The sequence below is a fragment of the Shinella yambaruensis genome, assembly GCF_050859155.1.
GTDB classification, from domain to species: Bacteria; Pseudomonadota; Alphaproteobacteria; order Rhizobiales; family Rhizobiaceae; genus Shinella; species Shinella yambaruensis.
In genome coordinates, this window is the sequence record NZ_CP150641.1 from 308,194 (window position 1) to 323,071 (window position 14,878).

Annotated in this window: 12 protein-coding genes; 2 read left to right on the forward strand and 10 right to left on the reverse strand. The window is 68.4% G+C overall.

From position 1 onward, the window contains the following. Positions 1-97 precede the first annotated feature (97 nt). The 8 genes from WMC41_RS29185 to WMC41_RS29220 all read right to left on the reverse strand — a co-directional run bounded on the left by WMC41_RS29185 (position 98) and on the right by WMC41_RS29220 (position 8,994). The gene (locus tag WMC41_RS29185) at positions 98-1,099 is read right to left on the reverse strand and encodes a hypothetical protein (RefSeq protein WP_432349710.1); all 1,002 of its coding nucleotides are present in this window, start codon (positions 1,097-1,099) and stop codon (positions 98-100) included. Then, entirely contained in the window at positions 1,096-2,199 is a 1,104-nt protein-coding gene (locus tag WMC41_RS29190; protein ID WP_432349711.1) for a GNAT family N-acetyltransferase, read from the reverse strand. The genes WMC41_RS29185 and WMC41_RS29190 overlap by 4 nt, the downstream gene beginning before the upstream one ends. After that, a complete protein-coding gene (locus tag WMC41_RS29195) occupies positions 2,183-3,385 on the reverse strand; it encodes a hypothetical protein (protein ID WP_432349712.1) in 1,203 nt (400 codons plus the stop codon). Before WMC41_RS29195 ends, WMC41_RS29190 begins: the two co-directional genes overlap by 17 nt. Beyond that, the gene (locus WMC41_RS29200; protein WP_432349713.1) at positions 3,382-4,254 is read right to left on the reverse strand and encodes a HesA/MoeB/ThiF family protein; all 873 of its coding nucleotides are present in this window, start codon (positions 4,252-4,254) and stop codon (positions 3,382-3,384) included. The genes WMC41_RS29195 and WMC41_RS29200 overlap by 4 nt, the downstream gene beginning before the upstream one ends. Next, positions 4,251-5,195: a hypothetical protein gene (locus tag WMC41_RS29205; protein WP_432349714.1), complete on the reverse strand. Its 945-nt coding sequence runs from the start codon at positions 5,193-5,195 to the stop codon at positions 4,251-4,253. Before WMC41_RS29205 ends, WMC41_RS29200 begins: the two co-directional genes overlap by 4 nt. Before the next feature lie 330 nt (positions 5,196-5,525). Continuing rightward, positions 5,526-7,151 (reverse strand): metallophosphoesterase, encoded by a 1,626-nt coding sequence (locus WMC41_RS29210; RefSeq protein ID WP_432349715.1) that lies wholly within the window; start codon positions 7,149-7,151, stop codon positions 5,526-5,528. Between the two features lie 5 nt (positions 7,152-7,156). Then, on the reverse strand, positions 7,157-7,642 hold the full coding sequence (locus WMC41_RS29215; protein ID WP_288082053.1) for a class I SAM-dependent methyltransferase: 486 nt from the start codon (positions 7,640-7,642) through the stop codon (positions 7,157-7,159). 8 nt (positions 7,643-7,650) lie between these two features. Beyond that, complete coding sequence (locus tag WMC41_RS29220) at positions 7,651-8,994, reverse strand: nucleotide sugar dehydrogenase (RefSeq protein WP_432349716.1); 1,344 nt, start codon at positions 8,992-8,994, stop codon at positions 7,651-7,653. Positions 8,995-9,160: 166 nt separating this feature from the next. On the opposite strand from WMC41_RS29220, the gene WMC41_RS29225 reads away from it, so the two are divergent. Both WMC41_RS29225 and WMC41_RS29230 read left to right on the forward strand, forming a co-directional pair. Beyond that, entirely contained in the window at positions 9,161-10,258 is a 1,098-nt protein-coding gene (locus WMC41_RS29225; RefSeq protein WP_432349834.1) for a glycosyltransferase family 4 protein, read from the forward strand. Continuing rightward, on the forward strand, positions 10,255-10,989 hold the full coding sequence (locus WMC41_RS29230; protein WP_432349717.1) for a polysaccharide deacetylase family protein: 735 nt from the start codon (positions 10,255-10,257) through the stop codon (positions 10,987-10,989). Before WMC41_RS29225 ends, WMC41_RS29230 begins: the two co-directional genes overlap by 4 nt. 651 nt (positions 10,990-11,640) lie before the next feature. On the opposite strand, the gene WMC41_RS29235 is transcribed toward WMC41_RS29230, so the two are convergent. Both WMC41_RS29235 and WMC41_RS29240 read right to left on the reverse strand, forming a co-directional pair. After that, positions 11,641-12,060 carry a cyclic nucleotide-binding domain-containing protein gene (locus tag WMC41_RS29235; protein WP_432349718.1) on the reverse strand — a complete coding sequence of 140 codons (420 nt, stop codon included), beginning with the start codon at positions 12,058-12,060 and terminating at the stop codon, positions 11,641-11,643. Between the two features lie 47 nt (positions 12,061-12,107). After that, positions 12,108-14,819, reverse strand: coding sequence for an ABC transporter transmembrane domain-containing protein (locus WMC41_RS29240; protein WP_244768976.1), 2,712 nt, complete (start codon positions 14,817-14,819; stop codon positions 12,108-12,110). Between the last annotated feature and the right edge of the window lie 59 nt (positions 14,820-14,878).

Consider the following 14,878-nt stretch of genomic DNA (forward strand, 5'->3'; position numbering starts at 1 on the left):
GCGGGGGAGAAGGGGACGGGGCAGCGGTTTCCTTCCAGAGGCGATCTTCTTGCATTTACGGGGAGAAGGTGGCGGTGGGCGGATCAGGGGTGGGCCTTCAGGCGTCGAGCACAAGTTCCCCCGCCGGCAAGCGATATTTCGGCAGCATGACAGGCGCCGGGCCGACGCGCAGCACGTTGACCAGCCGGTGGTTCGCCGGCAATGCGAAACGCCGGCGCAGGGTCTCGGCGGCCTCTGGCACGTCGGCGAGAACCGCCATCGGCCAGCCGGCAAGGCCGAAGCGGGTGAAATCCAGCCAGAACCGATAGAAGGCCCGGCCCGTCGCGACCGGGCTTTCGTCTTGCGGGCGGTGGAACAGCAGGCAGGCCGCCGCGGTCATCGTCCTGCCGGCCTCGGAAACCAGCGTCCTGGCAAGGCCGAGGCGGTCGGCGAGGGCGAAGAGCGGCGAGGCGAGCACCATGCCCGCCACGGCGCCCTCCAGCCGGCCCATGTGCAGGGCCTCGAGATTGAGGCCGTCGAGGGCATAGGCGGGGTGGCGCGGCGAAAGGCGCATCCAGAGGACGAGTTCGTCGCGGAAGGCGCGCCCGCGCATGACGGTCAGGCTCGCCTCGTCGTTGAGCGCGGCGATGAAGGCGAGGGTGTCCTTTCCGCCGGCGAAGGCCACGTCGTCCTTCCGCCCAGCCCAGCCCTCGAGGCTTGCCGGCGTCTCCGGCGGTGCGGGCGAGAAGGCGCCGCGCCAGGTGAAGCGTTTCTCCGTCCATGCGGCGAGCGGCGAGGGCGCCGCGTCCCTGCCCGGGGTGATGCGGGCGGCCAGCCGGTAGCCGGGGCGCCATTGCGCGTCTTCCGGCCAAAAATCCTCCACCGCGGCCCCGAGACCGCGCCCGGCGAGCGCCATCACCAGCCCCTCCAGCGCCGCGCCGCAGGAAAGGCCCATGTCGCGGTTCGTCGGATCGCCGACGGCAAGGCGCCGGGAAAGATCGGCGAGGACGAGGATGCGGCCCTCCGCGTCCAGCGCAAAGCGCGCCGGCTGGGTGTTGTGCGTGGAGGGCGCGCGGTTCGCCTCGGCGGCGAGGGTTGTCAGCATGGTGCGGTCGATCACAGCGTCCTCCCGAAAAGATGCAGCCGGTGCAGCGGGCGGGCGCCGGCCTTTTCGGCCTGGCGCAGGCTCGCGGCATTGGCGTCGGCGATCCAGGTGCCGCCGGCGGTCTCATAACCGGCGGCTTTCATTTCGCCGAGGATGTGGGCGAGCATCAGCGGGTTGAGGCCGCGACCCTGATAGGCCGGCTTGACGCCCTGGAAGATGACGACGGCGCGGCGGCGCCGGAGGCGATGCTTGAGGAGATGCCAGGGCGCGGAAAGGCCGAGGCGCGACCCCATCGCCGTCAGCATCGGGTTGACATCGGGAATGGCGATGACCGCGCCCGCCGGCGCACCGTCCTTTTCCGCGACGGCGGAGATACGCGGGTCCATGATCCACTTCATCTCCTTCGCCTGGAATTCGTATTCCGCGCGGCTGACGGGCACGAACATCGGGTTGCCGGCAAAGCTCTCGTTGAGGATGAGCCGCGAATCCTCCAGCCGGCGGTCCAGCGTTTTCCGCCGGATCGGCGAGAAGGAGAAACCGTCGGCGCGCAGCGCCCGCATCTCCGCACCGTCGAGAATGCCGCCGAGCGGCGCGGCGCGGATGTCGATCTCGAAGGTGGTCATGGGAAAGGACGGCGAGTAGCCGCGCTTTTCCAGAAGGCGCGGCAGGTGCGGCGGTCCCCAGACCTGGTCCGTATAGGGCGCGTGCTCGAAGCCGCCGGTCATGATGCCGACCTGCTGCATGGCCGTGAGGTTGAAATTGCCGAGGATCTCGGAAAAGCCCCTCTGCCGCGCCCAATCCTCCGCTCGTTCGAGAAGGGCGGCGGCGACGCGCTCGTCGTCGGCGCAGTCGAAATAGCCGAAGTAGCCGCGTTTCAGGCCGAAGCGGGCATTGGCGGCGCGGTGCACATGGGCGGTGACGCGGCCGCGCACCGCGCCGTTCTCATGGGCGGTGAAGACGGCGAAATCATCCGGCGCTTCGAAGAGCGGGTTCGTCCTTGCCGACAGGAAGCGCTTGAGGTCGCTCCGCATCGGCGAGACATAGGGCGTGCCCGCATAGACCGCGAAGGGCGCGGCGAAGAAGGTGTCGATATCGCCCTCACGGATCTCGATCATGCGTTCTCTCCGAAATCAGGAGCGCCATGCGCTGGACGACCTTCAGTTCCGCCTCGGCGCCCGGCGTGGCGGAGACGGAGGGCATGTTGAGCGCGATCAGCCGGAAGGGCTTTCGCGAGACCAGCATCACGTGGGTCGCCTCGTATTTCTCGGTCAGCCAGGCGAGCTGCTCGGCGTCCGCTTCCGAAAGGCCGGATGTCTCCGTGGCGCGCAGCAGCGGGCGGGCGGCGGTGAGTTCCTTCAGGCCGGCAAGGTCGAGATCGGCGAGCTCCGCCTCCCCGAGCAGGAGCGCCCCCTCGACCAGCGGATGGTTCTGCAGTTCCTTCAGGAAGCCCAGCGTGTCGTCGATGCGGTCCTCGGCAAGGTGGCGGATGAGGCTCTGGCGGCGCTGCTCGGTTCTGAGGCCGATGCCGTCCTTCCAGATGACGCCGAGCAGCGCCGCCGCCGTGACGACGCTGGCGGTGCGGGCGAGCGCGGCGGCGTCAAGGTCGTTCTCGATGCCGATGGCGAGCGCGGCGATGAGGGCGACGGCCGTGAGGATGACGAAGGAGACGACGGTGTCGCGGTGGCCGACGGCGCGCTGGCCGAGGCTGATCAGCAGCCAGCAGAGGAAGAGGATGGCGAGACCGCCGAGCCGCACCGGCAGGTCCACATAAGCCGAGCGGAAATCCGTGACGAGCAGCGGCAGGATGAGCAGCAGCGACAGGGCGATGCGGTCCACCGCCTGGTTTTCCGCCCGGGAAAGGCTCTTTCGGTCGCGCGTGACGGCCATGTGGCCGGCGAGCGCGAAGGTGACGAGCTGGTAGAGGAAGAGGCCCACCAGCCGCCAGGGATCGGCAAGGGAGGCGGGCAGGAAGGCGAGGACGGCGAAGGCGGCCGCGCCGCCCGCGGCGATCCATTTGGTGAGGCGCGGGGCGTGGCGGCGCATCAGGCCCTCGGCGACGAGCACCGTGGCGAGCGGCACGAGGCCGGCGGCGATGATCGTCGCGGCCTCGAAGAGGAAGAGGCCGGTCCACCAGGCAAGGACGCGGCCGATCATCAGCGCGGCGAGCACCTTGAGGCCGAAGAGGAAGCGGCGCGTCAGCGGGCTTCCGGCATCGAAGGTGCGGATGGCGCGGATCAGCACGACGAGCCCCAGAAAGGCGGCGAGCGAGATGAACGTGTCGGCGACGGTCGGCGCGATCATGGCGCGGCGAGCCGGTTGAGGAAGCGCCGCACCAGGGGGCGCAGGAGCGCGGCGACGAGGGCGCTCCGCGGACGCTCGACGCGGCCGGCATAAGGATTGAAGAACCAGCCGCGGCAATCGGCGCCGTGCTTCCTGCCGAGCACGGCGTTGATCGCCTCATAGGCCATCAGCATGCCCGTCGAGATGACCATGGGCGCGAAGGACATGCGGCTGCGCGTGCCGGCCACCACCTCGCCGGCAAGCTTGAGGTCGACATGGTGGCGGGAGGAGGAATGCACCATCACATGCTCCGCCTCGCGCAGGAAGGCCTGCGCGCGCTGGTCGGGCGTGAGCGCGTTCCAGGCGGTGCCCGTCGTCGGGTAGCCGAGGCGCTCCTCCGGCATCGGGTCCGCGGGGCGCGTCACATAGACGGAGGGCAGCGGCGCGGCATAGGCGTCGATCACCGTTTTTTCGTGGCGGCGGGCGGTGCGGTAGAGGAGCAGGCTCGCGCCGAGATCGTCCGTGCCGTTGATCACCACGTCGGCGCCGGACACGATTTCTTCCGCATGCTCCGTCCAGTCGGGGCCGAAGACGGTGATGGCGAGCGCGGGATTGATCTTGAGGCACACGTCGCGTGTCGCCTTGGCCTTCGGCTGGCCGACCGTGTCGGTGAAGCAGAAGACCTGCCGGTTGAGGTTGGACACTTCGAAACGGTCGATGTCGGCAAGCACCAGGCGGCCGATGCCGGCGCGCGCCAGGGCCTGGATGGCCGCGCCGCCCATGCCGCCGGTGCCGCAGATAAAGACGGTGGCGCCCTGCAGCCGGCGCTGCTCCGCCGCGCTGACGAAGCCGATGTTGCGGGTGGTGAAGGTCTCGTAGGAAAAGCTCATCGGGAAGGCCTCAGGATGCCCCATTGGCGGCGGCCGTCCGCCCAGTGCATGAGGGGCAGCACCAGCCGCTGCACGAGGATGACGAAGCTTGCCACCGCGAGCCGGCCGAGCGCATTGCGCGGCACGCTTTCGAGGAGGTAGCGCTGGGCGGCGTTGAGATCGAGCTGGCCGATCTGCAAGAGGTCGTCGCCGCGGTCGTAGTCGAGTTCGGCGGCGCAGAAATCATTGTACTCGGCCTTGCGGTGTTTCGGTGCCGCCTCGAATGTCTTCTTCAGGTTGTCCGAGCCGCCGGTATAGGCATCGGTGATGACGAAGCGGTCTGCATCGAAGCCGGCCTCCTTGCCGACGCCGAAGACATGGCGATGGCCGGCCATGATCTCCGTCGCGATCAATTGCTGGCGCAGCGAGCGCCGCGCGCCGCGGGTGGGCGAGGGAAAGACGTCGGAGAAGGTCTCGGCCACCATGCCGGCGACGGCGGGCACCTGGGTGACGTTGGAAATCCAGAGCGGGCGCAGCTGGTTGCGCAGGAAGAGCAGGAAGCAGGTGAGGCCGTAGAGCACCCAGGAAAGGCCCTGGCTGCGCACGGCGGGGTCGATCATGACGAGGCCGAGATGCAGCACCTCGACCGGCTTTCCCGACAGCGAGAGCGAGATGACCGGCAGCGCATTGAAGGCGACGGGCGTGCCGTCGGAAACGCGGTAGACGAGCGTGACGATGGTGCGCTGGAGCACGTCCTCGCGCTCGGAAAAGACGCCGTAGTCGAGATCGCCGCCCGGCACCGCCCGTCCCGCCACCTTGCGCAGCTCCGCCCGCAGCCCGGCGATCTCCCGCTCGCTCATCCACAGGCCGGGAAACTCGACGATCCGGGCGCGAAAATCGGACGATGTCTTGAAATCGAGGTCGAGGCGCTTCTTCAGGACGACCGAGATGAGATTGTACAAGGGACCGATCCGATGAACGAGGGCAAGCGCTGGCCGCGCAGTGTGGCGGCCGAGAGGTAAGATTTGGTTTAACGCGGCGGGTAGGTGGTTTGTAAGGGGGTATTGTGTGAAACGCATGGAGCGGGTGCACGGCTGCACCCCCCTCTGCCCTGCCGGGCATCTCCCCCTCAAGGGGGGAGATCGGCAGGAGGCGAGAGCCTTGCCCGATCGGCAACACTGGAGATGGGCGAAACGGTGCTCCATCCAATCTCCCCCCTTGAGGGGGAGATGCCCGGCAGGGCAGAGGGGGGTATCAGCGTGCACCACGCCCTATTCGGGCAGAACGCCCGCCTACCTCGACGCCCGCGCGAGGCTGCGGCCGAGGACGCCGAGGAAGATGGCGAAGAACCGCTTCGGCCCGTCCTCGGCCGCCGGCGTGAGGTCGCCGAAATGCGCGGCAAGGGACCGGTAGCAGGCGAGCCTTCCGGGGGCGACATAGGCGGGAGCCGCCGCGGGGGACTGGCGCAGGCAATACCAGTCGACGACGAGATCGAGGAGGGGGATGGCCTCCAGCAGGCCCGTATCGAGACTGCCCGCCGGCGTGCCGTCCGCCATCAGCCGGGAGAGATCGGCGAGCGTCATGCGCCGCGCCATGTCCGCCATGTCCGCCGGCCACTCCTTCGGCAGGAAGTGGTGGACGACGAGGGCGCGCATGTGGCGGTGCAGGAAGTCGCCGTAGTCGCGGACGGCGAGCGCCGGGTCCGGGGCATGGCCGGCACGGGCCTGCTCGGCCCGGTAGAGCGCGAGGAGATCGTCATCGAGCGGCGTTTCGGCAAGCGAGACGGTCTCGACGGACGGCGCCCCATCCCCCGTCCCGATCACGACGAAGCCGGCGGGAAAGGCGACGAGCGAGGGCACGGCGATGTTGACGAGGCGGCGGCCACCGGCATCGTGGCACGAGCGGGCCTCGACATGCAGGTGCCCGCTGAAATGCAGCGACAGGCCGGCGGCGGCAAGCGTTTCGGCGACGAGCGGCCGGGGCGTGCGCTTCGCGACGGTCGTTTCGCCGAAGAGCGCGCGCTCGCTGTCCGTCTCGTCCTCGAAGGGATCGAGCACGGGATAGTGCGAGAAGGCGAGGAGCGTCTTGCCCTTGCGCGCCGCCCGCGCCGCGACATCGGCGATCCAGGCGAGGAGATAGGGTTTTACGCGCAGGAGCGCGTTCCAGCCGGCATCGGAACTGTCGAGGAAGGCCTTCTTGCGGGCGATGTCGCGCCGGCCGTTGCGCGGCTCGAAGACATTGGCGTCGATCATCAGGAGCCACAGGCCGTCCTCCGGCTCGACCAGGTAGGAGGCGTCCATCAGCCGCCGCACGGTGCCGCCGTCGGCGGAGCGCAGGTCGTGCTCGCGCGCGGCGGGCGCGTCATCGGCGCCGAAGGGCGTTTCGAAAAGAAGGTCGCCGGGGCGGCGGAAGTAGCCGAACTCGCCGAGCGCGCGGATGCCCGCCGGCACGCCGTCGCAATACATCTTCTCCGTCACCACCGGATGGCCCGGATCCTCCGCCGCCTTCTCCGTATCGCTCGTCACCAGCACCGTGCCGCCCCCGGCATGCACATAGCGGGTGTCGCGGTGCTTGCCGAGCGGGCCGAAGACGTCGTGGTTGCCCGGTGTGGCGTAGAAGTTGAGGCCGTGGCGGTCGCGATAGGCGGCAAGCAGCCTCACGAGGCTCGCCACCGTGCCGCGCTGGCCGTCGTCGGTATAGTCGCCGAGCAGGACGACGTGGCGGATGCCCATGGCGACGATCCGGTCGAGCGCCGCGGGGAGGGCGGTAAAACTCTCGTTGAAGACGCGGGTGGAGCGGACGGTGTCGGCGAAGGTGCGCACCGTCAGCCTGCGCCCGTTCACGACGATGCCGGGAAAATCGTAGTCGCCTTCGATATCGTGGAAATGGGCGTCCGCGATGACGGCGACGCGGGCCATGGGGCTCAGGCCCGCCTGCGGTAGAGGAAGTAGCGCTTGCTGTCGACGGTGGCGGGCAGCGCCAGGGGCTCCAGAGCCGCGTGGTCGAGCGGCAGGCCGCTGATGGCGATGCCGCCGGCGCCGAGCGCGCGGGCGACGATGTCGGGCAGCCAGGTCAGCGTGACCGCGTCCCTGTCGTCATAGCCGGTGCCGATATCGGCGTGGACGAGCGCGGCATCCGTGCCGGCAAAGGCCCTTGCCGTCTCGACGATCTCGCCGAGCACCAGGTCGCCCGGCGGCGGCGTGGAGGAGGCATGCGCGCCGAGCGCCCGGTCGAAGGCGACGATGCGCCGGCCGGGGAATTTCTCGCGCAGGTGATCGAAGGTGCGGCCGTTGCCGAGGCCGATCTCGAGGATCGCGCCGTCCTCCGGCAGGGGCAGGGCCTGCGCGACATGGTCGATGACGTCGCGCTGGGCGGACATGCGGCGGATGAAGCTTTCGAGGCGGCTCATGCGGGATCTCAGGCCTTGAGGATCGTGTCGGCGGCGATGCCGCGCCGGGCGAAGACGTTGCGCGTGTCGACGATCAGCGCGCCCCATTCGGCCAGCGCCGCATAGTCGACATCGTCATGGTCGGTGGCGATCAGGATCGCGTCGAAGGCGCGGATATCCGCCTCGTCCCAGGCGATCGACGGGCGGCCGCGGAAGGCGCCGTATTCGCGGGTCGGCGGGATTTCCGGCACATGCGGATCATAGTAGCTCGCCGCGCCGCCGCGCTCCTCGATCAGCTCGATCAGCTTCAGCGAGGGGCTTTCGCGGATGTCGGGCACGTTCTTCTTGTAGGCGAGGCCGATCACCAGCACCTTCGAGCGGCTCAGCGCCTTGCCGGCGCGCCGGTCGAGCGCCTCGGCCAGCCTGCCCACCACATGGCGGGGCATGGAAGAGTTGATCTCGCCGGCGAGCTCGATGAAGCGGGTCGGCAGCTCGTGGGCGCGCGAGGCCCAGGTGAGGTAGAAGGGATCGATCGGGATGCAATGGCCGCCAAGGCCCGGGCCGGGATAGAAGGGCATGTAGCCGAAGGGTTTTGAGCTTGCGGCGTCGATCACCTCCCAGATGTCGATGCCCATGGCCTCGTAGACGACCTTCAGCTCGTTCACCAGGGCGATGTTCACCGCGCGGAAAATGTTCTCCGTCAGCTTCACCGCTTCGGCCGTGGCGGTGGAGGAGACGGGCACGACCGTCTTGACCACCGCGCCGTAGAAGGCGGTGACGAGCGCCTGCGCCGCCGCGCCGTCGCCGGCGACGACCTTCGGGATGGTCGAGGTCTGGAACTGGCGGTTGCCGGGATCCTCGCGCTCCGGCGAGAAGCCGAGGAAGAAATCCGTGCCGGACGTCAGGCCGCCGGCCTCCAGCGTGCGGCGCACCAGGCCGTCGGTCGTGCCGGGATAGGTGGTCGATTCCAGGACGACGAGCTGGCCGGGGCGCAGCGTCGCGGCGATGTCGCGGCAAGTCTGCTCCACATAGCGCATGTCGGGGTCGCGGTGGCGCGTCAGCGGCGTCGGCACGCAGATGGCGATGACGTCGCATGCGCCGAGCCGGGAGAAATCGCTCGTCGCGGCAAATCGGCCGGCGCGGTGCTCGGCGGCAAGGATATCGCTCGGCACCGCCTCGATATAGCTGCGCCCGGCCTCGATCGCGGTGATCTTGCTGGGATCGATGTCGAAACCCGTCACGGCAAAGCCGGCGCGGGCGGCGGTGATGGCGAGCGGCAGGCCGACATAGCCGAGGCCGATGACGCCGACGCGCGCTTCACGAGACGTTATTCGGGCCAGCAGCGTCTCGTGGGAAAGCAAGGCAGTTGGCATCGGCACTCCGCGCACATATACAGGACCGCGCGTTGAGATGGGAGAGTTTGGCCGGCCTGTCAACCCTTGCCGTCCGGCCCCGCCGGGCGCGCAGCATGGTGGGCCGCAAAGCCGTGCCGCAGCTCGCGGCGCCAGGGCGACGATGAGAAAGGGCCTGCGGGCGAGCATGAAGATCGCGTTCTACGCCCCGCTGAAATCGCCGGACCATGCCGTGCCCTCGGGCGACCGGCTGATGGCCCGCCAGCTTATGGACTGCCTGAGGCATGCCGGCCATGCGGTCACGCTCGCCTCGCAGCTGCGCGCCTTTTGCGGCGACAGCGACGATGCGGCGGCCTATGCCGCGCTCGGCGCGCGGGCGGCGGCGGAGGTCGAGCGGCTTTCGGCGCGCTGGCGGGCGGAGCGCGCGCCGGACCTCTGGTTCTGCTACCATCCCTATTACAAGGCGCCGGACCTGATCGGCCCTCCGCTCTGCAAGCGCTTCGGCGTCGCCTATGCCACGGCGGAGGCCTCCTATTCCGGGCGCCGCAATGTCGGCATCTGGCGCGACATGCAGGCGCGGGTGCTGGAGGCGGTGCGCGGCGCGGCCGTCAATATCGGGCTCACCGCCCGCGACCGGGCGGGCCTTGCCGCCGCGGCGCCGGATGCGGTCATTGCGCCGCTGAAGCCCTTCATCGACGCGGCGCCGTTCGCCGGGCAGGCCGCACGGCCGGAGCCGGGCCACCTCGTCACCGTGGCGATGATGCGGGCCGGCGACAAGCTGGAGAGTTTTCGCGCGCTCTCTACGGCGCTGCGGCTGATCGAGGACCGGCCCTGGCGCCTTTCGGTGGTGGGCGACGGGCCGCTCAGGGCCGAGGTGGAGGCGCTGTTTTCCGGCTTTGGCGACGGGCGCATCACCTGGCTCGGGCAGAAGCCGCAGGCCGCGGTGGCGGAGGTCCTGGCCGGGGGCGCGCTCTATGTCTGGCCGGGCTGCGGCGAAGCCTATGGGCTCGCCTATCTGGAGGCGCAGGCCGCCGGCCTTCCGGTCGTCGCCTGGCAAACGGCGGGCGTTCCGGAAGTGGTCGAGGACGGCGAGACGGGGCGCCTCACCGCGCCGGGCGATCCCGCCGCCTATGCGGCGGCCATCGCGGCCCTCCTGGACGATACGGCGGAGCGCCGGCGCCTTTCGGAAAAGGCCCGCGCCCGCGTGCTGGCCGAGCATTCGCTGCCGGCCGCCGCCGCGGTGCTGGATGCCGTCCTGCGGAACACGGTTGGAGAGACGGGATGACGCTGCCTGCCTGCGCAAGACCCCTTACCGACGAGATCGCCCGCCGGGCCGCGGCCGGCAGACCGCTCCGGCTGTGGCTGCGCGACGACGATGCGGTGGCGCCGACCGCGGCGCTCGACACGCTCCTGGCGCTGACGGCGCGCCACGCGGTGCCCGTGCTCATCGCCGTCATCCCGGCCTTCACCGGCGCGGCGCTGGCGGCGCGGCTGGCCGAGGCCGCGCTGGCGCGCGTGGCGGTGCACGGCTGGGCGCATGAGAACCATGCGGGACCCGGCGAGAAGAGCCAGGAGCTCGGCGCCCACCGGCCGGCGGAGGCGGTGCTTGCCGAGCTCGGCCAAGGCTTCGAACGGCTTTCCGCGCTCCATGCCGGGCGCTTCGTGCCCATGCTGGTGCCGCCGTGGAACCGCATCGCGCCGGCCGTCGTCGTCGGCCTGCCGTCCCTTGGCTTCAAGGCGCTCTCCGTCTTCGGCCCGGAAAAGCCCGCGCCGCTCGCCGTGTGCAACACCCATGTCGACATCATCGACTGGCGCGGCACGCGGGGCGCCCGGCCGGCCGAGGCGGTGATCGCCGATCTCGTGCGCGTCTCGCAGACCCATGACGGCCCGATCGGTCTCCTGACCCACCACCTCGTGCACGACGCGGCGGCCTGGGCGCTGATGGCGCTGATTTTCGAGGCGACGGCCGGGCAGGCGGGGTGCGTCTGGGAGCGTGCGGAGGATCTGGTCGGGTAGGGCGGCGGGTTGCCGGGGGGACTTCTCCAGCGCCGCTTTGCCCTTCTGGCGCTGCTTGCAAGGGCGGTGGGTTGGCCGCGCCGGAAAGAGGCGAGGGCGCCATGACCACCTCCTCTGCCCTGCCGGGCATCTCCCCCTCAAGGGGGGAGATTGGATGGAGAGCCGTTTCGCCCTTTCCAGCGCTGCTGATGAAGCGAGGCTTTCACCTCTTGCCGATCTCCCCCCCTTGAGGGGGAGATGCCCGGCAGGGCAGAGGGGGGTGCCCGCCGCCTGTCGCGCGCCGCAGGAAACGACACCCCGCAAGTAGCCCGCCGCTCCTACACCGGACGACATGCCCAGATCGCAGCCTTCGCAGGCGGCGAGCGGATGATCACAGAAATATGAAGGCGCAAGAGCGCGGCGAAGGCGGCTAGTCCCTTGTTTCTGCCGCAATTCCTTGGCAAATCCAGCCGGCACCGCAAGGTGCTTCGCTGCTTCGCGGAACGGGGTCCTCCCGCCGCAACGGCGGAAAATCCGGCAACGGAACGCCTTTGCAGCGCGCGAAAGGGCTTTCGGAAAAGGATGAGGAAAGAGGCCGCAGGCAACAGCCGTCCGGTCGGCCCGAAAGGGACGTTCAGGAGATGCCGGCAGTAAAGGCCGACGGAGCGGTCCTCAGTGCGCGGTGGCGAGCCGTTCGCCCATCACGCGCATGGTTTCGGCCATGCTGCGGGGGCAGGACGAGAGGACCTTGAGGAAGCAGTCCTTGCGGATGCGCAGTGCTTCCACGACCGTGGAGGCCTTGACGGTGGCATTGCGGGTCGTGCCGCAAAGGATGGCGATCTCGCCGACGACCGAGCAGCTGCCGGTCGATGCGATCTTCTCGTCTCCCGAGGGCCCTTCCTTGTAGACGTCGACGACGCCCGAAAGGACGACATAGGCGGCGTCGCCCTCATCGCCCTGGTGGAAGAGTTCCTGGCCTTCACGGTAGCTCACCCGGTCCGAAGCGAAGGCGAGCAGCTTCAGCTTGCTTGCATCGATGCCCGAGAACAGCGGGACCCGTCGTAACATCTGCACTTCGTCGTTCAAGCTCATAACAGTCAACCGCCTCGAATTCCGGTTATCTGATCACTTCATACCAGTCATGCTATCAGTTGCTTGTATACCGTACCGCTTTCGACGATCGTGTCGTAGGTTCCGTCTTCCACCAAACTTCCGCCATCAAAAGCAAGCACCCTTTTAAAGTGTTTTGCAAGCGGGGTATTTGACAAAACCCAGACAACAGCCGGATTATCACCGCTCTTGGCCAGGAACGCAAGGGCGGCCTCCACGATGTGCTCCTGCAGGTGGTGGTCGACGCCCGAGAACGCACGGTTGAAGATGTAGTAGTCCGAGCGGCGGATGAGGGCGCGGGCCAGGCCCAGCTTCAGGCGTTGCAGGTTGTTCAATCGCCGGCCGCCGGCCCCGATATTCGATTCCAGCCCCAGCGCCATCAACGCGCGGTAGAGTTCCGGCCGCTTGGCCAGAAGCTCCCCGCCGATCTCCCTCAGCTTGGAAATCGCGTCGCTGAAGCGATGGTTGAGCTTGCCGAACACGATATTGTCCACCAGCGTTCCCGATGTCAGATAGGCATCCGGATTGTAACGTTCAATGTGGGCCTGGAGTTCGACCGGCAGGTTCGCGTGGAACTGGTGGCGCACCTCGACGATCTTGCGCATCAGCTTCTCGTCGAGCACGCCGAAACGGTGCCGCGGCTCGACATAGAAGAAGCTGAGCTTGATCAACGCGATCCGGTCTTCCTCGCTCGGTGCGGCATTGTGCCGCAGCTTCTGCAGCAGGTGCTGATAGGTCGGGATCTCCTCCGCCCGCATGAAGGTCAGCTGCTCGAAGAACGGGTGGTCGGGCGGCAGGTCCTTGAAGAGTTCCACCGTGCTCTCGGCGATCGCCTTGCCCATTTCGAACAGCGCCGTGCCGAGGCCGCTCTCGCGCATGATGTTGCGGAAATAGGGCGTCTTGACGATCGCCTTGGTGGAGGCCTTCGGGTCGGGCATCATGCCGAAGAACAGGTTCTCGGCGACCGGCGCCTCGGTGTTGTACTCGTTGTCGCGGAACGGCACGATGAGGTTGTTGAGGTCGCGGCGGTCCAGCTCCTCGCGCAGGTCATGGCGCATCTCGACGATCTGGGCGGCGACGTCCGGGTCGTTGTTGACCGCGATTGAGGAATGCAGCGCCAGCTGCAGCACGTCGTCGGACAGTTCCACCACGTCCAGCACCGCCATCATCGCGCCGAAGAGCCCGTCCTTGCCGTTGGCATTGAGCGTGGCGAGGTCGATCCAGTTGCCGTTGAGGTCGAAGTCCGGATTGCCGGAGCGGCGCGCCTCCAGCACGTCCCATTTGCGCTGGTCGGCGGCCTGGCCCTTGTAGGCGGCCGGCTCGATCGGCGCGTGCTTGAGGCCGTAGAGCAGGTTGTCCTTCAGGCTGCCGTGGAAGAAATAGGCCTCGGGCGAGGCATAGGAGATGCGCCGGCCGGTCACCGCCTCCGGCAGGGCGAAGAGGTCGTCGTCGCCCGCCGTCACCTTGCCGCCGGCCGGCCAGACGACGCGGGCCAGCGCCTCGGCGAGGCGATCGCCGCCGCTGGCCGCCGTGCCGATGATGGCGACGGTCTCGCCGGGGGCGATCTTCACCGTCACATGCTCCAGCGCCCGCCCGCCGATATCGTCGTCGACCAGCAGGTTCGTGGTGCTGAGCGGATGGTGCAGCACCGGCTCGTTCCCCGCGTCGATGGCCTGGATCTCGGGGGCGATCATCTCGTCGGCCTCGAACTGCTCGACGACCTGCTCGTATTTGACCTGCACGTCCTGGCGCACCAGCTCCCAGTCGATCAGCTCCTTCAGCGGGCCGGGCAGTTCCTTGTAGGCGTTGATGACGGCGACGAGCTGGCCGACGTCCAGCTTGCCGACGATCGTGAGGTAGCCGCCGATGCAGTAGAACAGGAACGGCGTCAGCTGGGCGAGGAAGTTGTTGAGGAACTTGACCAGGAATTTCCACTGGTAGATGTCGTAGCGGATCTTGAAGATGCGGCCGAGGCGGGCGGCGATGTCGGCGCGCTCGTAGTTGGAGGTGTCGTAGGCGTGGATCGTGCCGATGCCGTCGACGATCTCCGCCACGCGGCCGGCGAGCTGGCGGGCGGTGAGCTGGCGCTCGCGGCCGAGCTCGATGAGCCGGCGGCGCATGCGCGGGATGATGCCGACCTGGATGGCGGCCATGGCGAAGGCGATGAAGCCGAGCCAGAAATGCTGGATGAAGATGAAGACCAGCGCCGTCAGCGCCTGGCCGCCGAGCAGCGCCGGCTGCACGAAGGCATCCGCGGTGAAGCCGCCGAGCGGCTCCACCTCGTCCTTGACCATCGAGGAGACCTCGCCGGCCTTGATGTGCTTGAAGTAGCGCGGCGGGAAGCGAAGGATGCGGTCGACCAGCTCGTAGCGGATGCGCCGCAGCAGCCGCTCGCCGAGACGCCCCTTGTAGGTGTTGATAAAATACTTGAACAGGCCGTTGATGATGACGAGCACGAGGAACGTCAGGCTGAGGGCGAGCAGCGAGGGCATGCGCTCCAGCGGCAGGCCGGCGAAAAGCTCGACATGGCCGAAGAACGGCAGGTCGAAGGCGATCGGCATGAAGAGCTGGGTGTTGCCGGGCTGCTCGAACCCCGTTCCCTGGATCGGGCCGTTGACGATCTGCTTGGGCAGGTCGAAGGCCATGTAGTAGGGGATCATGGACAGGGCGACGATCAGCAGGATGAAGAGCTGCTGCGGCCGGGTGTGATCCCAAATGTACCGGGCGAGACTTTTTTCCATGAAGAGCTTCTGTGCGTGAACGGCCGCTGTCGCGTGTGAAGATTATAAGACAGCCGCAA